This window comes from Thermosynechococcus sp. HN-54 (assembly GCF_023650955.1).
In the GTDB taxonomy this organism is placed as follows: Bacteria; Cyanobacteriota; Cyanobacteriia; order Thermosynechococcales; family Thermosynechococcaceae; genus Thermosynechococcus.
In genome coordinates, this window is record NZ_CP098039.1 from 44,212 (window position 1) to 68,305 (window position 24,094).

General features: G+C 53.9%; 19 protein-coding genes and 1 tRNA gene. 13 read left to right on the forward strand and 7 right to left on the reverse strand.

Annotated elements, in window-relative coordinates; translation table 11 throughout:
• Window positions 1-81 (reverse strand) — tRNA-Leu (locus tag NBE99_RS00200).
• 132 nt (window positions 82-213) lie between these two features.
• Here NBE99_RS00200 and NBE99_RS00205 point away from each other — a divergent pair.
• Entirely contained in the window at window positions 214-630 is a 417-nt protein-coding gene (locus tag NBE99_RS00205) for a heavy metal-responsive transcriptional regulator (protein WP_250682527.1), read from the forward strand.
• A gap of 1 nt (window position 631) precedes the next feature.
• On the opposite strand, the gene pxcA is transcribed toward NBE99_RS00205, so the two are convergent.
• Complete coding sequence (pxcA, locus tag NBE99_RS00210) at window positions 632-2,017, reverse strand: proton extrusion protein PcxA (RefSeq protein ID WP_250682528.1); 1,386 nt, start codon at window positions 2,015-2,017, stop codon at window positions 632-634.
• Between the two features lie 71 nt (window positions 2,018-2,088).
• On the opposite strand from pxcA, the gene NBE99_RS00215 reads away from it, so the two are divergent.
• From NBE99_RS00215 to NBE99_RS00250, 8 genes are all read left to right on the forward strand, one after another.
• Window positions 2,089-4,194, forward strand: a complete 2,106-nt coding sequence (locus tag NBE99_RS00215) for a hypothetical protein (protein ID WP_250682529.1) — start codon at window positions 2,089-2,091, stop codon at window positions 4,192-4,194.
• A gap of 13 nt (window positions 4,195-4,207) precedes the next feature.
• Window positions 4,208-5,797 carry a methionine--tRNA ligase gene (gene metG / locus NBE99_RS00220; RefSeq protein ID WP_250682530.1) on the forward strand — a complete coding sequence of 530 codons (1,590 nt, stop codon included), beginning with the start codon at window positions 4,208-4,210 and terminating at the stop codon, window positions 5,795-5,797.
• Between the two features lie 65 nt (window positions 5,798-5,862).
• Entirely contained in the window at window positions 5,863-6,561 is a 699-nt protein-coding gene (locus tag NBE99_RS00225) for an NYN domain-containing protein (RefSeq protein WP_250682531.1), read from the forward strand.
• On the forward strand, window positions 6,548-7,777 hold the full coding sequence (lptC, locus tag NBE99_RS00230) for an LPS export ABC transporter periplasmic protein LptC (protein WP_250682532.1): 1,230 nt from the start codon (window positions 6,548-6,550) through the stop codon (window positions 7,775-7,777). Before NBE99_RS00225 ends, lptC begins: the two co-directional genes overlap by 14 nt.
• 33 nt (window positions 7,778-7,810) lie before the next feature.
• Window positions 7,811-8,404 (forward strand): 2OG-Fe(II) oxygenase, encoded by a 594-nt coding sequence (locus tag NBE99_RS00235; protein ID WP_250682533.1) that lies wholly within the window; start codon window positions 7,811-7,813, stop codon window positions 8,402-8,404.
• Window positions 8,405-8,447: 43 nt separating this feature from the next.
• Window positions 8,448-8,978, forward strand: a complete 531-nt coding sequence (locus tag NBE99_RS00240) for a hypothetical protein (protein ID WP_250682534.1) — start codon at window positions 8,448-8,450, stop codon at window positions 8,976-8,978.
• A 31-nt stretch (window positions 8,979-9,009) separates the two neighbouring features.
• Window positions 9,010-9,462 carry a hypothetical protein gene (locus NBE99_RS00245; RefSeq protein WP_315897274.1) on the forward strand — a complete coding sequence of 151 codons (453 nt, stop codon included), beginning with the start codon at window positions 9,010-9,012 and terminating at the stop codon, window positions 9,460-9,462.
• Between the two features lie 217 nt (window positions 9,463-9,679).
• A complete protein-coding gene (locus NBE99_RS00250) occupies window positions 9,680-11,707 on the forward strand; it encodes an IMS domain-containing protein (protein WP_250682535.1) in 2,028 nt (675 codons plus the stop codon).
• Here NBE99_RS00250 and NBE99_RS00255 read toward each other — a convergent pair.
• The 5 genes from NBE99_RS00255 to glgA form a co-directional block, all read right to left on the reverse strand.
• Window positions 11,700-12,578, reverse strand: a complete 879-nt coding sequence (locus NBE99_RS00255; protein ID WP_250682536.1) for a carbohydrate ABC transporter permease — start codon at window positions 12,576-12,578, stop codon at window positions 11,700-11,702. The two genes, NBE99_RS00250 and NBE99_RS00255, sit on opposite strands and share 8 nt — an antisense overlap.
• Window positions 12,575-13,723, reverse strand: coding sequence for a glutamine-hydrolyzing carbamoyl-phosphate synthase small subunit (carA, locus tag NBE99_RS00260; RefSeq protein ID WP_250682537.1), 1,149 nt, complete (start codon window positions 13,721-13,723; stop codon window positions 12,575-12,577). The genes NBE99_RS00255 and carA overlap by 4 nt, the downstream gene beginning before the upstream one ends.
• Before the next feature lie 93 nt (window positions 13,724-13,816).
• Complete coding sequence (hrcA, locus tag NBE99_RS00265) at window positions 13,817-14,875, reverse strand: heat-inducible transcriptional repressor HrcA (protein ID WP_250682538.1); 1,059 nt, start codon at window positions 14,873-14,875, stop codon at window positions 13,817-13,819.
• A gap of 348 nt (window positions 14,876-15,223) precedes the next feature.
• Entirely contained in the window at window positions 15,224-16,522 is a 1,299-nt protein-coding gene (locus tag NBE99_RS00270) for a recombinase family protein (RefSeq protein ID WP_250682539.1), read from the reverse strand.
• Window positions 16,523-16,536: 14 nt separating this feature from the next.
• Window positions 16,537-17,964 carry a glycogen synthase GlgA gene (gene glgA, locus NBE99_RS00275; RefSeq protein WP_250682540.1) on the reverse strand — a complete coding sequence of 476 codons (1,428 nt, stop codon included), beginning with the start codon at window positions 17,962-17,964 and terminating at the stop codon, window positions 16,537-16,539.
• A gap of 121 nt (window positions 17,965-18,085) precedes the next feature.
• On the opposite strand from glgA, the gene NBE99_RS00280 reads away from it, so the two are divergent.
• From NBE99_RS00280 to cbiD, 4 genes are all read left to right on the forward strand, one after another.
• The gene (locus NBE99_RS00280; RefSeq protein ID WP_250682541.1) at window positions 18,086-19,381 is read left to right on the forward strand and encodes a glutamate-5-semialdehyde dehydrogenase; all 1,296 of its coding nucleotides are present in this window, start codon (window positions 18,086-18,088) and stop codon (window positions 19,379-19,381) included.
• Window positions 19,382-19,755: 374 nt separating this feature from the next.
• Complete coding sequence (ppsA, locus tag NBE99_RS00285) at window positions 19,756-22,194, forward strand: phosphoenolpyruvate synthase (RefSeq protein WP_250682542.1); 2,439 nt, start codon at window positions 19,756-19,758, stop codon at window positions 22,192-22,194.
• Window positions 22,195-22,317: 123 nt separating this feature from the next.
• The gene (locus tag NBE99_RS00290; protein ID WP_250682543.1) at window positions 22,318-22,983 is read left to right on the forward strand and encodes a HEAT repeat domain-containing protein; all 666 of its coding nucleotides are present in this window, start codon (window positions 22,318-22,320) and stop codon (window positions 22,981-22,983) included.
• Between the two features lie 5 nt (window positions 22,984-22,988).
• The gene (cbiD, locus tag NBE99_RS00295) at window positions 22,989-24,092 is read left to right on the forward strand and encodes a cobalt-precorrin-5B (C(1))-methyltransferase CbiD (protein ID WP_250682544.1); all 1,104 of its coding nucleotides are present in this window, start codon (window positions 22,989-22,991) and stop codon (window positions 24,090-24,092) included.
• Window positions 24,093-24,094: the final 2 nt, after the last annotated feature.

Genomic DNA, 24,094 nt, shown 5'->3' on the forward strand with positions numbered 1-24,094 from the left:
TGCGGATGGCGAGACTCGAACTCGCAAGGCAAAGCCACACGCCCCTCAAACGTGCGCGTATACCAATTCCGCCACATCCGCGTAGCTTCATGATTATAGCGCAGATTAGGCAATTTCTTAAAGGGGTGACCTAGCTGCTAGGGGGCAAAAAATTTAGGATCAAGAGTGGGTCTTCTATGAAATCACTTTAGGATTGATCTTGGGAAAACGGCGATGAATGCTGCCGCCTATCGAATTGGTACTGTTGCCCACAGCAGTGGCCTGCCCGTCAAGACCATTCGCTACTACGAAGAATTGGGGCTGTTGCGAACTGTTGGCAGAACTAGTGGTGGCTATCGCCTCTTTGCTGAGGATGTTTTTGCTCGCCTGAGTTTTATTAAGCGCGCCCAGTCCCTCGGCCTCACCCTGAGTGAAATCAAAGTTTTTCTTGAGGTGTACGATCGTGGTGAGATTCCCTGTGACCGCATCAAGGAAAAGTTAGGGGAAAAATTGGCGGCGATTGAGGCGCAAATTCAGCAGTTGCACATTCTCAAGCAGGAACTCCAAGGCCTCCTGTCCGGCTGGCGATCGCCCGCGCAACCCCTAGAGGGTACCATCTGTCCCATCCTGCAACCCATCGTTCCGTCCTAAGCTATTCGTTCATATTCTTGTAAGTGGCCACCGCTGAAGGGGAAATCTGGTTGAGATAGCGGAAAATCCAGTACTTAAACACCGTATCGAGCATCACCGGAAACGTGGCAATAAACATATTGATAAAGTCCTCATTGCGAGGAAAGCCAAAGTGCTCGAGGGTATTGTTGACCAATACTTCCCAGCCATGGGGGGAGTGGAATCCGACAAATACATCGGTGAACAGGATAATGATAAAGGCTTTGGCACTGTCACTGAGGCCATAGACGACTTCATCCAAAAAGGCCTTGACAATGGCCAGTTGCCGCTGACCTGTGAAAACCAGCACTAGAAAGACGGTAAACCCCAAGGCATCGGAGAGGATATTTTTGAGGGGTTCAATAAGTTCCTTTTGATACTCTGTGGATAGCTCGATTGCCTTCTCGCGGATGCGGGCTTGAATTTCCTCGGCGGAAACAGGGACATTGCTCACCAGACTTTCAAAGCGAATTTTATTTTCAAAGCGAGCCAGTTCATCGAGAATGTTGTCTTCCAATTGTGAGTTAATGATGCGTTCAATCTGCCCTACTGCCTTAAAGTGGTTGACCAAGGGACTGACAATCAGTGCTTTGGAAATTTGCTGAGTTAACAATGGCAGAATTACCAGCAACAGCATAAAGCGCACTGCCAGACGGGTGCGCAGCTTGGAGGTGCGAAAGTCGCGAACGACTTCAGCTTCGGTGGTTTCATCAGAATTGAGTTCACGCCGAAAGCGATCGGCGGTGCGCAAAATCGAGCGGGGAATAAAACTGCTGCTGTCCAGCTTGGAATCATCGGTGAGATCATCACTGATATATTCCGATAGGTAGAGAGAATCGTCCTCAATTTTGTCGAGGGCATCCGCCTGCTGGCGTTGTTGGGGGTCTTGGCGACTGAGGCTGGGACGGGCGAGGGCATTGAGTTCCTTTTTGTGCTGCCGTTTATAGCGGTTGAGAGTGGCGTCAATGACCCGCAGCTTTTCATAAACGCTGGGTTCCGCCGTCGTGCTACTGACGGTAGCCGTCACCGTATAGGTTGCCGTTGCGTCATTGATACTGCCATTCACAGGAGTGGGGGAACTTTGGGGGGGGGCAAGGGGCAAAATTTGACGGCTCGCGCGAAACTCCGTCATCCGTATACGAATGGTTTTCAGCAGTTGTTTTAGCTCTGTCTCGAAATAGCTAGAGACTTCGCCCACGGGTAGATTGAGGGGACTAATGGGTTGACCGTCAAAGTGTTCCAGTTCAATGGCGCGAATTTTCAGAGCGGCTTCATAGGCTTCCTGTAGGGCGCGGTTAGGAGTTGTGAGATACCACTGTTCTGCACGCTTGATCCAGTCTCTGAGGCGAATAAAGGGATTGCTGGACATTGCTGTTGTTCTTAACGGCTACCGCAAAAGCAATAAATCGATAGGATAGATAAAATCGTAGCAAATTGACTTTGCGGGCTTTGTTGGCGGTGTTGCAGTGGATTAGTGGCGGTAGTCGCAGTGGCAAAACCTATGCCCTCGTGAGGGAGTTTGCTGAGTGGCTCCATGAAGGGCAGGACACTTCCCAATCGGTTATTCCCCGCGAGCGATCGCTCCTCTTTTTGACGGATACGGTGGAGGGTCGCCAAGCAATTCAGAGGGAAATTCAGTCTCAATTGGGCAGTGGCTACGCTCCCTACATCGCTACACCCGTGGGATTCATGCAGGACGAAGTGGAACACTTTTGGCCCCTGTTGGTGCAAGTGGGTGCGGTTCATCCCCATCCGCCTTTGCATCTTCCGCCGGAAACGGAACTGGTGTGGGCACAGCGGCTGTGGCAGCCTTGGCTTGAGAAGAATACCTTTGCTGTCCTCAGTGAAAATCGCGATCGCGCCACTCGCCATCTCCTCGATATTTTTCAACTGGCTGCCTTTGCTCGCCTTAGCCTTGATGACCTGCCCCAACTCATTTGGGATCAGCAGCTTGAGATGCCTTCAGAAACCGTGGGGGCGATCGTCAGTGTCCTGAAACAGTGGCAAAGTTGGTGTACTGCCCACAGCCTGCTCACCTACGGCATCACCACGGATTTATTCGGGCGGGTTCTCCTTGACCATCCCCGATACCAAACCTCCTTGGGGCAACGGTTTCAGTGTCTCTTTGCCGACAACACCCACAACTATCCAGCGGTGATGGCAGACTTGCTAGAACGTCTCAAGGAACAGGGGATTAAAATTGTCCTCACCTACCAACCCGTGGGCGCCGTACGTCTTGGCCTCGGAGCCGATCCCAATGCCTTTCTCAGCCTAAAAAACCAAGCGACGGTGACTGAACGACCCCACTGCTCAGAAACCATTTTTGGCAAGACCAATCTCCAAGCTGAAATTCAAGCACGGCTGATGACCCCCCAATCCACCCTGCCTGAGAAAATTACGGCAATTCAAACCACCTCGCGGATGCAACTGTTACAGGAGGTTGTTGAAACCATTGCCACTGCCGTTCATCAGGGGATAGTGCAGCCGACGGAGATTGCTATCCTTGCGCCGGGTTTAGATAGTATTGCCCGCTATGTCCTCAGCACTGAGCTAAAAAAACGCGGCATTCCCCTTGTGATCTTCAATGAGCAACGCCCCTTAATTCAATCCCCCCACGTGCGTGCCCTGTTGACTCTGTTGATTTTTGTTTATCCGCGAACGGGCATTTACCCAGAAGCTACGGCAGTTGCGGAGATGCTCACCGTGTTTCGGCCCCGCGAGATCGATCCAGTACGTGCTGGCTTGCTCTCCCACTATTGTTTTCAGCCGGATCTCGAGCAACCCCAACTGCTGCCGGCCACGCAGTATCGCCACTGGGATCGCTTTGGCCATCGTGCCACCGCGGCCTATGAGGACTTTCGCCATTGGCTGAGGAACCTTGATCCCCAGCAGCTCCCTGTGTATCTCCTTGAGGCTGCCATTCAGCGCTATCTCTGGCCGCAAAATCTAACGACCAGTGAATTGACTCCCCTGCGATCGCTCCTTGAGAGCACCGCCGCCTACTGGCAAATTTATGATCACCTCCCAGAGCACCGAGCCACGCCAACGGCTGAGCGACTGCGGGAATGGATTTATCTGCTACGGCGGGGAACAGTGACGGCAGATCCAGCACCGCCATTGCGGCAATCCCAAGGGGTGCTCCTTGCCACCACGTTTCAATACCGCAGTGCCCAACTGGCTCATCGCTGGCATTTTTGGTTAGATGTTGGAAGTCCGCGCTGGCAGGAGGGCGGTTTGCAATGCCTTTGGCAGGCACCGATCTTTTTGCGTCAAGGAGCGGCCAGTCCTAGTGCGCGGCTGTGGCAATTAGAATCGGAACGTCTAGCGCATCTATTGGTGGATTTATGCTCACGGGTGAGCGATCGCCTGTACCTGTGCCACAGTGATTTGGCGGCCAACGGGAGAGAACAGGAAGGCTCCCTGAGTATATGGGTGGATCTGGCGGTGGGCGATCGCCTCCCCGATTCTCAAGAGGATCAAGCCCAAGCTACGACCCTCGGCACTGATGGCACTATGATAAATAACGCGATTTGCTCAACCCCATAGGGAGAAACACCGCTTGTCACCGCGCTTTTCACTGACTACCCCCCTGTACTACGTCAATGCTCTTCCCCACATTGGCAGTGCCTACACCACAATTGCTGCCGATGTACTGGCTCGTTTTTATCGGTTGCAGGGCTATCAGGTGCGGTTCATTACCGGTACCGATGAGCATGGCCAGAAAATTGAGCGTACAGCACAACAGCGAGGTCTCAGTCCTCAAGCCCACTGTGATGAAATTGCCGCTGGCTTTCAAACCCTCTGGCAGCAACTGCATATCCAGTACGATCGCTTTAGCCGCACCACTAGTCCTCGCCATCAGGCAATTGTCACTGAGTTTTTTCAGCGGGTCTGGGACAACGGCGACATTTACCTCGGTCAGCAGCAGGGTTGGTACTGCGTCGAGTGCGAGGAGTTCAAGGAAGAACGGGAGTTACTTGACGGTCAGCGCTGTCCCATTCATGTCAACCGCGCGGTGGAATGGCGAGACGAGCGCAACTATTTTTTCCGTCTCTCGAAGTATCAGCAAGCGCTGCTGGACTACTACGCTGAACATCCTGACTTTGTGCAGCCCCCTAGCCGTCGCAATGAGGTGCTGAGTTTTATTGAGCGGGGGCTTCAGGACTTTTCCATTTCGCGGGTGAACTTGGCCTGGGGCTTTCCCGTGCCTACAGACCCAGAGCAAACCCTCTATGTCTGGTTTGATGCCCTCTTGGGCTATGTCACGGCGCTCCTTGAACCGGAGGATGAGCCAACCCTCGCCAATGCCCTCAAAACGTGGTGGCCAATTAACCTGCACATGATTGGTAAGGATATTCTGCGCTTCCATGCGATTTCTTGGCCTGCAATGTTGATGTCTGCGGGTTTAGCGTTACCGCAGCAGATCTTTGTCCATGGCTTTCTCACGAAGGATGGTCAAAAAATGGGCAAAAGTCTGGGGAATACCCTTGATCCCTTTGGCTTGGTGGCACAATACGGTGCCGATGCGGTGCGCTACTACTTCATGAAGGAGGTGGAGTTTGGTCGCGATGGGGACTTTAGTGAGACCCGCTTTGTCAATATCCTCAATGCGGATCTGGCCAATGATCTAGGGAATTTGCTCAATCGCACGCTGAAAATGGCGTGGAAATATACCGATGGGAAGGTGCCCAATGTCCAAGGGTCAGCGATTCCACGCGAGCATCCCCTGCGGCAACTGGCAGAACACCTCTGCCAAACCTATGGCCAAGGGTATCGGCAACTGGCCTTCCATGAGGTGTGTCAACAGGCACTGACGCTGGCACGGGCAGGGAATAAGTTCCTTGATGAAGAGGCACCTTGGAAACGCTATAAGGCTGGAGAAACTCAAGCAGTTGCGGAAATCCTCTATTGTGTCTTGGAGTCAGTGCGCCTTGTGGCCTATGTCCTGGCCCCGATTATCCCCCAACTGAGTGAGGCCATCTATGGACAGTTGGGCTACAATGTGAAATTTAAAGGATCAGTTGCCCCAGACCTTTTGGGCGATCGCCAAGCCCAGTGGGGTGTTTTACCTGCGTCACAATCTCTGGCCAATCCAGAGCCGATTTTCCAAAAACTGTCGCTCCCTGCAACCGTCGCCGATTCCCCTTGACGCGCGATACGCTAGAGGTATGACTTCATATTTCGATAACACACTTTTTTTGAGATGATTTCTACATGGTTACATCTTCGTCTTCAGTTATTTACACACCAGAACAGGTGTTACAAAATCGCGGGCGCGTTGCCATCTTTATTGATGGCTCGAACCTCTTCTATGCAGCACTGCAACTGGGTATCGAAATTGACTATTCAAAGCTCCTCTGCCACCTGACCCAAGGCTCGCGGCTCTTTCGCTCCTTCTTCTACACGGGGGTTGACCCCACCAATGAAAAACAGCAGGGGTTTTTGCTGTGGATGCGCCGCAATGGCTATCGTGTTGTCTCCAAGGAACTCGTCCAACTCCCCGATGGTTCTAAAAAGGCGAATCTTGACGTGGAAATTGCCGTGGATATGATGGCACTGGTGGGCTGCTATGATACTGCCATCTTGGTCAGCGGCGATGGCGATTTGGCCTATGCGGTGGATGCGGTGAGTTATCGCGGGGCACGGGTTGAGGTGGTGAGCTTGCGATCGATGACGAGCGATAGCCTCATTAACGTTGCTGATCGCTACATTGATCTGGAGAGCATTCGCGAAGAAATCCAAAAAGCACCCCGACCGACCTATACCTACCGCCCCGTCACGGGTAGCCTGACGCCACCCCCCATTGTGACTCCCCATTGGGGTCAAGAACCTCCTGAAACCCAAGAGACGTCTGCTGCTGAAGACTCACCAGAGACCCTAGACAACCTCGACAATAACAATGCGTCTGCTTAGAAGCACCCTACCACTCTGTCTTTTGCTGGCCTTAGCCGGCTGTGGTTGGGTGGATCAATGGGTAGGCGAGGAGCCATCGCCAGAACCAGAGATTACGGGTGAGGTGCAGCTCCAGAATCTCACCCTGCGCCAGACCAATGAAAAAGGTCAACTCCTCTGGCTTCTGCAAGCGGCGGGAGCACGCTACCAAGATGACGATCGCCAGCAACTGGAGATTCAAAACTTAACGGGAGAATTAAAGGCAGAGGGCAAGCCCGCCTACAAGGTGGCAGCCAAGGTGGTCAAGGTGCGACAGCGGCAGGGACAGCTCTGGATTGAGGGCCGCACCACGCTCACCGATCTCCAGCACAAGGGCAGGATTGTGGCCGATCAATTGGTTTGGCAGGGCGATCGCGGGGTGCTCATTGCCCAGAAAAACCTACAAGCCCGCTATCCCCAAGTCACCGTTACCGCCAAGCGCCTCGAAGCCGATAGCCAACGCCAAGAACTGCGTGCCCTCAATGCTGTTCAGGTGACTTCAGCAGCCAAGGAGGTTAAAGATCTGCGGCTCAACACCGAGAGTCTAGTCTGGCAGCAGCAGCCCAATCGCCTATTGGCAGGGGTTGTGGGTGAAGGGGGCGTCACAGTTGTCGGTGTGGCGGGCGATCGCCAAGGGCAGCGGCTACAAGCCCAAAGGGCGATTTGGTCAATTAGTGATCAAGTGGTCACCCTTGAGGGGGGCGTACAGGTGCAACTTCCTGACCCTGCCCTACGGGTTGATGGAGAAATGGTGCGCTGGTTGATTCCCCAGCAGCAATTGGTGAGCGATCGCCCCCTGCGCGTAGCGTACCCCACCCAAGGAATTCAAGGACAGGCCAATCGCGGTGTCTTCCTGATTGCTGAAAACCGCGCCATCTTTGACAATGCCCAAATCAATAGCCAACCCCAACAGGCGCAACTGCGTGCCCAACGCCTCAATTGGTGGATTCCTCAACAGCGGGTGGAAGCCAGTGGTCAAGTGGAAATCCAGCGCCCCAATGCCCACCTACGCACCGCTCAACTGATCTGGCGCATTCCCCAACAGGAAGTGGAAGCCCAAGGGGGGGTCTTTTACCGCCAGAGCCATCCCCGTCTCCAAGTTCAGGGACAGCGGGCAAAAGGGTGGCTCGATCGTCAGGAGGTGATTGTCAGTGGCAATGTTCAAAGTGAAGTGCCGGTGCAACTACGCCTCCCCTAAACCTATGGTAGAGATAGCGACAATCTTTGCCCTATGAGTGCTGCACCATTGCAAATTCTTGACTTGGGGGGTGAGATTCTCCTCTTCCAGCGTTTGATTCCGGCTCGCCAGTGTCAGCAAGTGATTGCTACGGCTGAGAAGGTGGGGTTTGAGGATGCGCAAATTCTCATGGGGACGGTGGATCGCTCGGTGCGCGGTGGCGGCCTACTACGCTTTGATCCCCAAGACCCTCAACAGGACAAGATGCGGCAGATTCTTCTCCAAGCCACACAAACGATTCAAATCGTCCTCTACCAGCACTATGGCATTCGCTTTCCTGAAATTGAGAACTTCTCGATCCTGCGCTATCGGGTGGGTGAGGGCTATCGCCGCCATGTGGACAACCTATTGCTGGCCAGTCGGCAAATGGAACTGGCACAAGGTATTCCCACGCGGGATGTGAGTCTTGTGGGCTACCTGAACGAGGACTTTCAAGGGGGAGAAACCTACTTCGATCGCCAAGGGGTGAAGGTCACGCCTCGCACCGGTGATGTCGTTGTTTTTCCCGCCTACTACACCCATCCCCATACGGCTTTACCAGTGGTGCAGGGCACCAAATATGCCTTTGCCACTTGGTTATTCTATTGATGGATGAATGATGAACCCTTTAGGCAATAACTAGGCAACGACAATGACTAAACCCCTGCGCTTCAAAACCTCGCCCTTGATTTCTGGAACGCTCATTGCCCTTTATGGTGCCCTCACGCTTCCCCTCCCCCTGCTGGCAGTGCAGACGGCGGCTCCGGTGTCACCTCAGCTGCTTTGGGGAGCGATCGCCCTTGGCGGCCTTTTGCTCTGGGGTGCGCTGAGTCAACGGGTAGAGCTAGATGCTGAGGGCATCCGTCTCACCTATCCCCGCTGGGTCCCCCCCTTCTTGCGGCGGCAGTGGCAACTGGCTTGGTCAGACATTCAGGGTCTTCAGCCCCGCCGTACTAGCCAAGGGGGCTTGGTTTATTACCTTGTGACTGCCACAGGTCAGGGGTATCTCTTGCCGATGCGAGTGGCGGGGTTTGCCCAAATGATGCGTGCCATCGAAGCCCATACGGGGTTGCCTACAGAGGGTGTTAAACCCCTTGCTCAGCCATGGATGTACGGTATTTTGGCAATTTTTACCCTACTGTTGGCAGCGGTTGATCTGTGGGTTTTGACCACTGTGGGATAATAGGGGCGTGTTGAAGTGCTGAGCGATAACCATGAGTGCGAATCGGTTTGTGGCATACCTGCGCCGGGGGCTGCTGTGTGTGCTCCTAAGTGTGTTGTGCTGGTCTAGTATTGCAACTTTGCCGGCGATCGCCACCATTCAAGTGCGACTTTTTGACCTAAGTTACCACGGATGCCCGCCGGAGATTGGTGAAGGTTCAGTCACACCCGGAGGCACCACCCTCAAGGCCAACTGCTATTTGATTACGGGCAAAGCAGAAAATAAATCAGGTAAGACGGTGGTGGATGCTGATGTCTTTGGTCGCATTTATGATGCCAATGGCAATCCTGTCCTGCAAAACCGCACACGGGTTGGCACCATTGAGGTGATTCCACCGGGGATCAGCGATTTTGAAATTCGCATTAGTGTCCCCTACGACCAACCGCCACCTTTACAACTGGAGCAATTTAAGGCCTCTGGCTTTACGGCAAAAGTACGGGGTTAAGCCACTGAGTGCCTCCACAAACTCGCGCTGACGGGTAAAAATTGTGATACCCTAGAACGCTTGATGCTCCCTTTTTTCTGGGAATACTTTGTAGTTATATTCCCAAAGGATCGCGTGTGATTTCTAAACGCTTAGCCATTTTGGGAGGGGTTCCCTGTTCTTTGAGTGCCAATGTTGTGGTTGCTGGACTGGTTCATCTATAGAGGTTTGGGTTCAGGTGCGCATTCCCCTCGATTACTACCAAGTGTTGGGTGTGCCAATTCAGGCAACGCCGGAGCAAATTGAGCAAGCGTTTCAGGATCGGCTGTTGCAACTGCCCACCCATCAGCACTCCCCCACCACCGTTGCCACCCGTCGTGAACTCATTGAGCAAGCCTATGCAGTTCTGCGGGAACCTGAGCAGCGCCATGCCTACGATCGCCAGTGCCGCACCGTTGATTCCGATGATTTGATTGCCCAGTTGGATTCCGATGCCACTGCTCCCCAACTTGAAATCAGTGATCAGCAATTTTCGGGGGCACTCCTCCTGCTCTATGAACTGGGGAACTACTCCCAAGTGGTCAAACTGGGAGAACAATTTCTGAAGGGGGATGCTTTTGATCTCAACCGCCCCTATACTTCCTCTGCCGCCGTTGCCGACATTACCCTCACTGTGGCTTTGGCCTATCTAGAATTGGGACGCGAGGAATGGCAGCGGCAGTCCTACCAAGCAGCCGCCTCTCGCCTAGAAGCTGGTCTCAGGGTACTTCAGCGGGCGAACCTTTTTCCCGACCTCCAGGAGCAATTTCAGACGGAACTGAATCGCCTACGTCCCTACCGAATTCTGGAGTTACTGGCTCTGCCTCTATCCGATAGTGTCAATCGACAGCGGGGTATTTTATTGCTGCGGGAGATGCTCAGCGATCGCGGAGGCATTGAAGGTCGCCATGATGACTACTCTGGCCTAGGGGTGGAGGATTTTCTCAAGTTTATTTTGCAACTGCGCAGCCATTTGACCACCGCAGAACAGCAGGAACTCTTTGAGCGGGAATCGCGGCGTCCGTCAGCGGTGGCGACCTATCTAGCGGTGCATGCCTTGGTGGCACGGGGGGTGCATGAACTTCAGCCAAGCTATATCCGTCGCGCCAAGGATTTACTAGAGCGGCTTCTCCCCAATCAAGATATCTATCTCGAACTGGCCAGTTGCCTGTTGCTATTGGGACAACCCACTGAGGCATTGGCAGCCCTTGAAAAAAGTCAGGATCAGCAGAGCCTCGCCTTTATCCGCCGCCATTCCAGTGATTCCCCAGATCTACTGCCGGGGCTTTACTACTACACCGAACAATGGCTGAGGGAGGAAATTTATCCAGCCTTTCAGGATTTAGGCGAAACCCCCGTTGCCTTGGAGACCTACTTTGCTGATCCCAATATCCAAACTTACCTAGAGGCTCTCAGTGACGACTCTATTGCCCCTGAGCCAACTAGCACCACTGCCTCTGCCCTACCCGAAGTCATTAGACCCACGGTGGCTGTGCCGCCGCCCGTCTCCTTCACAGCGGAAACGTTGCCCTTAGAGTATCATACTGGGCTGGGTCAAGGCTTGTCGGCATCGGCTGCTACCGCTTCTTCAACCGCAACGCAGACAGTCACGCCCCCAGCATCCACTCGCAAACGGCGCAGCCCTCCAACCAGTTGCCATAAAAAACGTCAGGCTTGTTTTTGGATGGGTGCAGGGGTTGTTCTTGTTGGGTTAGGAGCTTTAGCAAAAGTCTATTGGCCAGCCAAAACGGCTGAAGCCCCCACCCCGCCACTGCCAGTGACCCCGATGCCAACTCCTGTGGCAACGCCGACCCCGACGCCACAACCAACGACCTTAGCCACCACCTTAACGCCCGAGATGACGCGCGCTCGCCTCCGTACGTGGCAGCAAATTAAAGCCCAAGCCTTGGGTAGGACGTTTCAAGTGGACAAACTCGCAACCATTTTGGCAGAACCAGAACTCAGCCGCTGGCGATCGCGGGCACAAAGCCTTAAATCTGAGGGTAGCCATTGGGTGTATACTCTGCGGAACCTAGAGGTGAAGGCAGTGCGTCCTCAAGGGGGCGATCGCGTGGAGGTGTTGGCAGAAGTGGATGAGGATGCCCGTTTTTATGAACAGGGGACACTGCGCAATGATATTTCCTATAGCGATCCCTACCGCGTGATCTACACTTTTACTCGGCGGGGCGATCGTTGGCTGATTCAACGGATGCAGGTGGTTAGCTAAGGGGCATGTCTAGCCGTCGGCCAAACTTGAGATTGAAGAGGGACAACGACAGGATAAACAGGAATAAGACCAGTCCCATCGTACAGGCGTAGTTAATCTCCAACCGCTGAAAGGCAGTTTCATAAATGTAATAAACAATCGTCTTGGAGCTATTGAGGGGCCCCCCCTGGGTCATCACATAGACTTCTTCAAAGACCTTCGTGGCAGAAATTGCTGAGATAATGCTCACCAAAAAGATATAGGGACGCATCAGCGGTAAGGTAATGTCCCAGTGTTGTTGCCAGCCCTCACTGCCATCGAGCGCCGCCGCTTCGTAGAGTTCACCGCTAATCCCCTGAAGCCCCGCTAGGTAGATCACCATGTAGTAGCCCAAGCCTTTCCAAACCGTAACCGCCATGACACTAAAGAGCGCCAAGTGGGGACTTGTCAGCCAAGGAATGGGGGTGTCCCGCAGATGCAGACCCTGTACCAGTTGGTTTAGGAGGCCATTAGGGGCATAGAGCCAGCGCCAGGCAATCCCCGCCACCACCATTGAGATAATCACGGGGCTGTAGTAGGCAGCACGAAACCAGCGGATGCCCCGCAGGGGCTGATTGACCAGAATGGCCAGCAGCAGGGGCGCGATCGCCAGAATTGGCACCACCACCACGAGATACAAAAAGGTATTGCCTAGGGTTTTCCAGAAGACGCCATCGCGCCACAATTGGACAAAATTGGCCCATCCCACCCACACGGGCGGACTCAGGAGATCCGTCTCATAGCGGGTGAAACTGAGGAAAAAGGCCTGTAGCGCTGGCCAAAAGACCGTCAGTGTGAGTAACCCCAAGGCAGGGGCAAGAAAGAGGTAAGGGGTGAGCGATCGCCCTTTCATTGGTTGCGGGGATGTTGTTGACGGTAAGCGCGCATTTGCGCCACAAACTCGCCAAAGAGATAATCAGCATCATGCGGCCCGGGGCTGGCCTCCGGGTGATACTGCACTGAGAAAATCGGTAATGTTTGGTGCTTCAGACCGGCAACGGTTTTGTCATTAAGGTTAAAGTGGGTAATCTCAACGGGCGTTTGGGCAAGGGATTCTTCAGTAATGGCAAAGCCGTGGTTTTGGCTGGTAATTTCCACTTCCCGCGTCAGGCCAGCGGGCTGGTTCAACCCTCGGTGACCAAACTTCAGCTTGAAGGTTTCCGCCCCCAAAGAAAGTCCCAACAACTGATGCCCCAGACAAATGCCAAACATGGGACGCTGAGCGGCCAATAATTTTCGTGCTGTCTCAATGCCCTCTTGAACAGCAGCAGGATCACCCGGACCATTCGAGAGGAAAATACCATCGGGGTCATAGCTGAGAATGGTTTCTGCTGGTGTATCCGCCGGCACGACAATCACACGGCAGCCATAGCTGGCCAAGCGACGGAGAATGTTGCGCTTCACGCCAAAATCAATGGCCACAACCGTCAAGGGTGGCTCTTCGGTGGCCGTTTGGGGACGAAATTCCCAAGCTGGGGGCGTCGGTTCTGTCCATTCATAGGGGGTGCGAGTGGTCACCACCTTGGCGAGGTTTTGTCCCTGCATACTGGGAGCGGCAAGGACTTTTTGCAGCAGTTCAACGGGGTCAAGGATTTCCGTGGAGATGCCGCCATTCATGGCACCGACGGTGCGAATTTTGCGGGTGAGGGCGCGGGTGTCAATGCCATAAATTGCAGGAATGCGATGGGCTTTGAGGTAATCAGGTAAGGATTGTTGCGATCGCCAGTTACTAGGCACGTCACAGATGTTGCGAGCAACCGCACCCCGCACTTGCGGCCGATCCGACTCATCATCTTCGGGGGTGGTTCCGGTATTGCCTAGCTCAGGGTAGGTAAATGTCACAATTTGTCCACAATAGCTAGGGTCGGTGAGCACCTCTTGATAGCCCGTTATGCCGGTGTTAAAAACCACTTCGCCAATGGCCGTTCCCGGTGCCCCAAAGGAAAAACCGCGAAAGACGGAACCATCGGCAAGAACCAGCAAGGCGGGTGTAGGCATTTCAATATCTCCAACTGGGAAAGCCCAATAGTTTATTGTGCATGATAAAGTCAGCCGTTGACTGCACAAGAATTCTCTGATGTTTTGATTTCTTTACTTGCGGCGACTCACCTGCTCAGTTAAATAATCTGCCGCTGTGGCCACTAGGGGAATAATCCGTGCATAGGGCATCCGGGTCGGCCCTAGAATGCCAATACTGCCCACGGGCGAGTTCCCGTAGCAATAGCAAGAATACACCAATGTACAAGACTGCATGGGAGCTAGGGTATTTTCGCTGCCAATGCGAATTTGCACCTGCGAGGGGGCTTGGCTATTTGCACCGATTAGCGGGGCGAGTTGATCCTGTTGATCCTCAAGAAGATGCAGCAGCATTTGTACCTGCTCCACTTGGGAGAACTCCGGCTGCTGGAGAACACCGGCAAGACCACTCATGACAAAGGAGGTTCCTTGGTGGCTGTAGCGATCGCTCAATTGCTGAAGCAGGGTTTGCAGCTGCTGGCCGTAGGCCTGAAACTCCAAGTCCAGTTTTTGCCAGTCAATGGCACTGAGTTCCACTAGCGATCGCCCCTGCAACTGATGGTTGAGGAAGTTGGTCAGTACCTGTAGGGTGCGCTCCCGTAGCTCAGGGTTTTCTTCCCCTTGACCCAATTGGATGAGGGCGGATTGGGTTTCGTAGGTATCGAGAACAAGAATCACCATCACCTGATGGGGATCCAAAGCGACCAGTTGAATCACCCGAATCTGCCGCTCCAAACGATTGGGCAGCGTAATCAGCGTAATGTAACCACTGAGATCCGAGAGTAACTGCGCGGCTTGCCGCAAGATCACCTCAAGGCGTTGTTGTCCCCAGATAAACCGCTCACTCAAAAGACTCTCAGCTTTACGGGCGACATCGGGAATGGGCTGGACAAGTTCATCCACATAAACGCGATAGCCAGAATCAGAAGGGACTCGTCCTGCGGAGGTGTGGGGTTGATAGAGCAGGCCACTTTTCTCTAGCAGCAGCATCGTATTGCGCACCGTGGCCGGGCTGACGTTGAGGTTGTATTCGGTGGCGATCGCTTTTGAACCGACAGGTTCTGCCGTGGCAATGTAATGGTTAATCGTGGCGCCAAGAATTTGCTTTTGGCGATCGCTGAGTTCAATCGTCATAACCCCTTACACCTGCGATTTCTTATTGCTGTTTTTTATTTATTTTATTTATCTATAAACTAGCCTTCCCATTTCAGCAATGATGCCCTGCAACGACTGCGGGGGGCGATCGGGTTTTTGTAACCAAAAATAATGAGACTATTAAAGTATATCAATTAAGATTGTGAAGTTTTTTATGCTAAGTCAGCGAAAATTCTCAGTCGCTAGGATCACCTAAGTACAAGCTGCCGCTGCTTTTGTACCCTGATTTAGAAAGGTTGCTCAGCCAACCCTATGAAACCGCAGAACTGCCACAGGAGCGGGAAGCCTATCTCCTCTCTTGGGAGCCAAACACGGCACTGGAAATGGTTAAGAAACACTGCCAATAGGGGATTCCCAAATAAATCGCAGATGGATAGACCAAGGCTGTGGGGGGCGGCTGGTGACCTCTATGGCATGTAAAAACTCCCGTAGATAGAACCGTTGCTCTGCTGCCGAGAGTTGGTACCAAAATTGCGGCTGACCAAGGGTAACCGCCAGTTGCAACAGATTGCTAGGGGGCAATTGTAACCGTTGAGCCTCAAGCTGTGCCCGTTCCCCCGCCAGTTTATAGCGGCGCAGTTGAGCAGTTTCGGTATCCAAAAGGCCTTGGGTTTCTAGTTCGCCAAGGTGGTGCAGTTGGGCTTCAATCGCCTGAATTTCAGCGGTCAGCGGTGGCGTCGGCACCGACAGTTGGGCGATCGCGCGCGGCAGGCGTTGGGCAATTTGATCAATCACAGCAGTCAGGGCTGCGTTGTAGGGGATGCTGCGACACTTGGGGGAGAGGGGACAGTGCAGGGGACGCAAATAGGCGTATTGACTGGGTTGACGATAGGGTTGCACCTGAGTCCGCCCAAAGCGTTGCTGACACTCGCGGCAAACTACCAAGCCTGCCAGCGGATGGGGGGCACTGGCACTGCGACGGGGTAAAGAGCGTTGCCGCCGCAATAACCGATCCACCTGAGCCGCTTCCTCAGGGGCAATGAGGGGGGGATGGGTTTGGGGAATCACCGTATGCCCTTGGTAGTAGAGATGTCCCCGATAGACAGGATGCGTCAACCAGCGGCGACCCGTTGCAATGCTAATCCGCTTGTGATGGGTATTGGCAATAAAGCGCACCGCGGCACTGAGGGAGCCATAGAGGAGAAAATGCTCGACAAAATCCTTGACAACAGCTGCTGCTGCTCGATCAATCACATAGTGCTCCTTGCCGCGGCGATAGCCATAGGGGGCACGCCCAGGGGGAGGACGGTGCTTCAGGCGATTGCGGGCATGGCCATGGCAAAGAGTTTGCTGGTGGAGTTGCTGCTTGACCTGCTCCCAAAGGGATAACAGTTGATCCCCAGTGGGGGGGCGATCGCTCACGTAGCCTTCGGCTAGGGCAATCACGGTAATACCCGCTACCTCTAGATGCCGCAGGCGATCGCTCACTTCGGTAACAGTTCGACCCAAGGCGCTTAACTGCTGTAACAGCCAATAGCCCGGCTCTAGTCGCTGCAACCAGTACCGCAAGTGCGGACGGCTAGCCTCCACATCCAGTAGCCAGTAGTCAATCTCCTGCCCCCACGCCTGGGGATCAGGTAGGGGCTGCCAGAGGGGATCAATGTACTCGTAGGCAAGAATGACCACACTCTACACAGCCATTATCCGGTCATTGCCGGTACTAAGGTTGGACTAGGATTGGGCATGGCGTCTGGGGGCAACCCATAAATCGAGTTATACAGTGCATTGTAGGCTCGTGCTGATTTTGTCCAGCTGAAGTCCTCGCGCATGCCCCGCTGCTGGAGGGTGTGCCACTCCCGTTTGTAGCGATACCCCTCCCATGCCCGCACTAGACAGGTATAGAAGTCAAGGGGTTCATAGCGGTCAAAGCAGTAGCCCGTTCCCGTTTGCCTCTCTGGATCATGGTGAGAAACGGTATCGACAAGGCCACCGGTGCGACGGACAATCGGCACACAGCCATAGCGCAAGGCAATCATCTGGGCAATGCCACACGGTTCAAAGCGACTTGGCATGATGAAGGCATCGGCACCGCCATAAATCCGCCGCGAGAGGACATCACTGTAGAGCAACTGCACACTACAGCGACCGGGAAAACGGGAGGCAATTTGCCACATCTGGGTCTCATAGTAGCGATCGCCCGTGCCCAAGAGAACAAACTGGCTATCGGTGTAGGCTAAAAAGCGATCCAAGACCTGAATGAGCAGATCCAGCCCCTTTTGCTCCACCAAGCGGGTGACCATCCCCACCAAGAAAGCACCGGAGTTCACCTCTAGTCCCAGTTCCTCTTGGAGGGCGATTTTGTTGGCCTTACGCCGCTCTAGGGTATCGGCGGTGTAGTTTTGCACAAGGGCGCGATCGGTAGTGGGATCAAAGACCTCTGTATCAATGCCATTGAGAATCCCCGAAAGCTTACCGCTAATAAAGGACAGCAGCCCCTCCAACTTCTCGCCATATTCCGGGGTTTTAATCTGCTCGGCATAGGTGGGGGAAACGGTATTCACGCGATCGGCATACTGCACCGCTGCGGCCATTGTATTGTGCCCCTGCATATACCACGGGCACCACGTAATTTGCTCGAGGCGCCACCGCCAAGGTCCTTGATAGGCCAAGTTATGGATCGTAAACACAGTGGTAATGTCGGGATCCTGATGCATCCACACTGGGATCATTCCCGTGTGCCAGTCATGGCAGTGGATAATCTGCGGCTTCCAGTAGTTCCAAGCAAATTCTGCTGCCCCATTGGCAAAGAAAGTGAACCGCCAGTCCTCATCCTCCCCATAGTAGATGCGGCGGGGATTAAAGCAGGGATGGCCAAAAAGGTAAAGGGGAACATCCGACCCCGGCAACATGGTTTCATAGACATGGAACGTCTGAAACATGGCATGGCCAATCCAGATGGGATCCTTGGGAATCTCCACCTTGTCTGGCAAGAAGCCATAGTAGGGCATAAAAATGCGCACATCATGCCCCATGCGGCGCAACACCTTTGGCAGGGAGCCAACCACATCTCCCATTCCCCCCACTTTCGCAAGCGGTGCTGCCTCAGCAGCCACAAATAGAATTCGCATGATCCTCCTGAACCTGTCCTTTGGCCAATTCTAGGGCAACGTAATTGCCGTTAACCTACCACAAGTGCGGGACAATTTGGCGTACGATCGCCCTTATAGGTCTTTGGAATTGGCAACCCCTATGGCAGATTCTCCCCTCGTGCAACGGGTCAAAGAAGTTCATGAGCAGGCGCGTCTGTTGGCCACCCTAGATACTGCTGCCCGCAATGATGCCCTAGAACAGGTCGCCTGTGCCCTTGAGGATGCGAGGGAAGAGATTCTGGCTGCCAATGCTGCCGACTGTGAGCAGGCCAAGGCTAATCAGCTCAATCCCTCTCTCTATGCACGGTTGGAACTGAGTCCTAGTAAACTAGCGGCGGCGATCGCCGGCGTACGGCAAGTGGCTGCCCTCCCCGATCCCCTTGGTCAGCGCCAACTCCATCGAGAATTGGACACAGGGCTAGTTCTGAGTCGCGTTACTTGTCCCTTGGGAGTGTTAGGGGTGATTTTTGAAGCGCGTCCCGATGCCGTCGTACAAATCGCTTCCTTGGCAATTAAGTCGGGGAATGGCGCCATTCTCAAGGGAGGCCAAGAGGCCAGTCGCTCTTGCCAAACGATTATGCAGGCCATTCACAGAGGGCTAGAGAAGTCGGCGGTGCCCGCTGGGGCGATCGCCCTCCTGATGCGGCGGGCAGAAATTACGGAATTGCTGCAACTGGATCAATGGGTTGATCTCATCATTCCTCGGGGATCCAATGAATTTGTGCGTTATATCCAGAACAACACGCGGATTCCCGTGCTGGGGCATGCCGATGGTCTGTGTCATCTCTATGTGGATGTGGCAGCGGATCTCGAGAAGGCGATCGCCATTACCCTTGATGCCAAAACCCAGTACCCTGCCGCCTGTAATGCCATTGAGACCCTCCTTGTCCACCGCGGCATTGCCGAAGCATTTTTACCTAAGGTTGCCGTGGCGCTGCAAAAAGCCGGTGTTGAACTCCGCGGCGATGCGATCGCCTGTCACCTTGTGCCCATGACCCTTGCCAGTGAAGCCGACTGGGCGACAGAATACTGCGATTTGATCCTCTCCATCAAAGTCATTCCCGATCTCGATGCTGCCTTGAGCCACATTGCCACCTATGGATCGGGACACACCGAAGCCATTGTTACCGAGGATGCAGCCGCCGCCACCCGTTTTCTCCAAGAGGTGGATGCCGCTGGCGTTTTTCACAATTGCTCCACCCGCTTTGCCGATGGCTTCCGCTATGGCTTTGGCGCTGAAGTCGGTATCAGCACCCACAAATTACCGCCGCGAGGACCGGTAGGGCTAGAGGGATTAGTGACCTACAAATACCAACTGGTCGGGAATGGCCACATTGTGGCGACCTATAGCGGCGCCAATGCCAAACCCTTTACCCATCGTGATTTGGAATCCTGACCAATTTAAGGGATTGTTAAGCAACAAACAAAGCCAATTTTTCTGTTTCAGAATGGAGATGTAGGGCAATAGGGATTTACCACCTTAGCAAATAGAGGCGGCTGCAAACCCTACCCATAAAGTCTCCGTTGGGAATCAATTGCGAACCAGACCGCAATGGCTTTACCCACTGTCCTGCAAAAGGGGGGGCTGGTGTCTGTCAACGGATAAGTGGGACTTGGGAATTGCGTGCAGTTAGGTGATTGACAGATTCACGATAGCAAAGGGAGCCAAAGACACTCAAAACTTTAACGGCTCAAGCACTGCTGTTGCCTCCCCAGAGGGACAGCAAACGGCAATTTAATCAATGAAACTTAATGTTTGGGAGCATAACAATGACTCAATCCATCCCTAGACCGACCAGTGAAATTACCAATCGGGAAACAGCATTTGTTTTAGAACTGAATTCCCTCAGCTGCAAAGACCTGCCCTTGGTGGGAGGCAAAAACTCTTCCTTGGGGGAAATGCTCCAACAACTCACGCCCAAAGGCATTAATGTCCCCGATGGTTTTGCAACCACGGCCTATGCCTACCGCTACTTTATCCAGTCGGGCAATCTCGACACACAACTGCGGCGGCTCCTTGAAGGCCTCGATGTCGAGGATGTAACAGAACTCCACCGGGTGGGGCAAGCGATTCGCTCGCTGATTTTGCACACGCCCTTTCCCCAAGAATTGACGGATGCGATTGCTGCCGCCTACCAAAAAATGTGCGATCGCTATGGCTCGAATACCGACGTAGCGGTTCGCTCCAGTGCCACCGCTGAAGATTTGCCCGATGCTAGCTTTGCGGGTCAGCAGGAAACCTACCTCAATGTCCATGGCCTCAAGGGCGTGCTCGATGCCTGTCATCGCTGCTTTGCCTCACTCTTTACGGATCGCGCGATTTCCTATCGCCAAATCAAAGGTTTTGACCACTTCAGTGTGGCGCTGTCGGTGGGGGTGCAAAAAATGGTGCGCTCCGACTTGGCCTGCTCTGGGGTGATGTTCTCCATTGACACGGAAACGGGCTTTAAGGACACTGCCCTGATCACGGCTGCCTATGGGTTGGGCGAAAACGTTGTTCAAGGCGCCGTCAACCCCGATGAGTACTTGGTCTTTAAGCCCACATTGAAGGCGGGCTATAAACCCATCCTGAAAAAAGCCCTCGGTACCAAAGAAATCCGTATGGTCTATGACCTCGGCGGTACCAAGCTCACGCGCAATGAACCTGTACCGGACACGCTGCGGAAACAATTTGCCCTCACTGACGAAGAAATCCTCACCCTCGGTCGTTGGGCCTGTCTCATTGAGGAGCACTACTCTGCCCTGCGGGGAACCTACACCCCCATGGACATTGAGTGGGCAAAAGATGGCATCACGGGTGAACTCTTTATCGTGCAGGCGCGTCCTGAAACCGTCCAATCCCAAAAAGCCACGAACGTCCTACGCACATACCATCTCGAAGAAAAAGGAACGCTCCTTGCCACGGGGCGTGCTGTGGGGGAAATGATTGGCCAAGGCCGTGCCCGCGTCATTCTCAATGTCAGCAATATCGATCAGTTCCAAGCGGGGGAAGTGTTGGTGACCCACCGCACGGATCCCGACTGGGAGCCAATCATGAAAAAAGCCAGTGCCATTGTCACCGATCAGGGGGGACGCACCTGCCATGCGGCGATTATTGCTCGTGAGTTGGGCATTCCTGCCATTGTCGGTTGTGGTGACGCTACAGAAACGATCCCCAACGGTGCAGAGGTGACGGTCTCCTGTGCCGAAGGCGAAGAGGGTCATGTCTATCAGGGATTGCTGCCCTTCCATGTGGAGGAAGTGGCTCTTGAAAATCTGCCGCGTACCCGCACCCAAATCCTGATGAATGTGGGTAACCCAGAAGAAGCCTTTAGCTTGGCGGCAATTCCCAATGATGGGGTGGGTTTGGCACGTATGGAGTTTATTATTGCCAACCACATTCAAGCGCACCCCTTGGCATTGCTCCACTACGATGAACTCACCGATGAGGTGGCGAAGCTGAAAATTGCCGAGCTAACCCAGAACTACACCGATAAGGCGGAGTACTTTGTCGATAAGTTGGCTCAAGGCATTGGGTCGATCGCTGCTGCCTTTTATCCCAAGCCCGTGGTGGTGCGGATGTCGGACTTCAAGAGCAATGAGTACGCCAATCTCCTTGGTGGGCGGCAGTTTGAACCCCATGAAGAAAACCCAATGATTGGCTGGCGGGGTGCTTCCCGTTACTACGACCCCAACTATGCCGAAGGCTTTGCCCTTGAATGCCGCGCCATGAAGAAAGTCCGCGATGAGATGGGTCTGACGAACGTGATTTTGATGATTCCCTTCTGTCGCACCCCAGAGGAAGGACGGCGAGTGCTGGCAGAGATGGCCAAACATGGGCTGAAGCAAGGGGAAAATGCTCTTCAAGTCTATGTGATGTGCGAACTCCCCAGTAACGTGGTGCTAGCGGATGCCTTTGCCGAAGTCTTTGATGGCTTCTCCATTGGCTCCAATGACCTCACTCAACTCACATTGGGGTTGGATCGCGATTCCGCCTTGGTGGCGCACTTGTTTGATGAGCGCAATGAGGCAGTCAAACGGATGGTGGCGCAAGCCATTCAAACGGCGAAGGCCAAGGGGCGCAAAATTGGCATCTGTGGTCAAGCCCCCAGTGACTATCCTGAGTTTGCCCAATTCTTGGTGGCTCAAGGGATTGACTCCATTAGTCTCAACCCCGATTCCGTCCTGAAGACCATGCTGCAAATTGCTGAGGCTGAAAAACAAGCCTAGAACGCACAACCCAGTGACAACTCCTAAGCTTGAGGGCAGGGAATCACAGCCACGATCGCTCTGCCCTTTTCTGTGGGTAACGCAACCCAGTAGGATCAAAAGAATCAAGTTGAGGACGTTGGCGTGGACACAGCGGCAATTCAGGAACTCATTGCCTCAGCGGATGTGGGCGATCGCCTGCGGGGCATCAATCAACTGCGCAGCCTTGATCCCAATGATGCCTTTCGACTGATCCAACCCCTCAGCCAAGATGAAAATTCCCGTGTCCGCTATGCTGCTGTCAGTCAAATTGCCACCCTAGGGCACGTCAACCGTGATCTCGCCCATGAGCTGTTGCGCGATCGCCTGCTCCATGACAGTGAAATTGATGTCCGTGCTGCCGCAGCGGATGCCATGGCTGTATTACAGGTTCCCTTTGCCCTCGAAGATTTAGAAACGGCCTACCACAGTACCAACGATTGGCTGCTGCAATTCAGTATCATTGCCGCCTTGGGTGCCCTTGGGAATCCTGCCGCTGTTGATCTGCTGATCGAAGCGCTCCACAGTCCCCAAGAATTGGTGAAATTAGCCGCCATTGGTTCCTTGGGTGAACTAAAACAACCTGAAAGTATTGAGCACTTGCGGCCATTTGTTGAGTATCCTGATTGGCAAGTCCGCCATCGGCTGGCGATCGCCCTCGGGCAAATTGGCACTCCAGAGGTTTGCCCCTTGCTTGAACAATTAGCCACTGACCCTGCCGAAGCAGTTGCTGAAGCGGCTCGCACTAGTTTGGCGCAGTTCACTGCTTAGCATCTGTGGGTTACACGCTACCGGTTTTTGCTACTGCTGCTGCTGTCGCTGCCCTACGATGCCTGACCGAAGGCACCTGTCCTCAAGAGGTCACCCTTGCGCTGCTGCGCCCGAATTGCTGTGACAGGTTACCCATTGCCCAAGGGGCACCCTTAGATGACCAGCAGGCTCTAGCTATTACCTATAGTGAACCCAGTGATCCCCTTGATCTCACCCACCATACCCCTATTTGGGCTTGGGTACGCTGGCAAGACCCCGCAACTTCTCCCAAAATTCACATTGAAGGAGGCTTTGGGGTTGGGCGCGATCGCGCCACGGGCGAGGCGGCTATCTATCGCTATGCCCGCTTGTTGCTAACCACCAACCTACTTTTTTACTGTCCTAAGGATCGGGCGATCGCTGTTACGATTCTCCTGCCCCAAGGGCGAGACTTGGCAGAGCGCACCTCCAATGCAGCCTTTGGCATTGTTGACGGACTATCCCTCTTGGGCACAACTGCCTTAGCCCAACCCCTCACAGCCCCTGAGCAACTGGATCGCTATCGCAAGGACTTAGCCGAGAAAGCCGCTCAATCGCCCACCCTCGTCTTTTGCATTGGTGAGAATGGCCTTCAGGTAGCGCAACAACTTCAGATTCCCCCTTCTCTTTGCGTGAAAACCGCCAATTGGCTAGGGCCAATGCTCGTGGCCGCCGCACAGCACAAAGTGCAACAGTTGCTCCTCTTGGGTTACCACGGCAAATTAATTAAACTCGCCGGCGGTATTTTCCATACCCATCACCACCTTGCGGATGCTCGCCAAGAAATTCTCACCGCTTTTTGTGCCCTTGCAGGCTTAAACCCAGAGATTCTACAGCAGGTGTGGCAAGCACCAACGGTTGAAGCTGCCCTCAAATTTTTAGAAACAATGGCTCCCCAAGCCTTACCTGAGATTCTTAGCCAAGTTGCCAACCGCATTGATCAGCGTGCCATTGTCTATATCCATGCCCATTGTGCCGCTCCCATCGGCCGGTCATTACAGGTAGGCTGTGCCTTGTTTGGGCGCGATCGCCAAATTGTCGCCATCAGCGAAGTCGGAAGAATCATTTTAGGCAGAGTTGGCAGCGGCTAGAT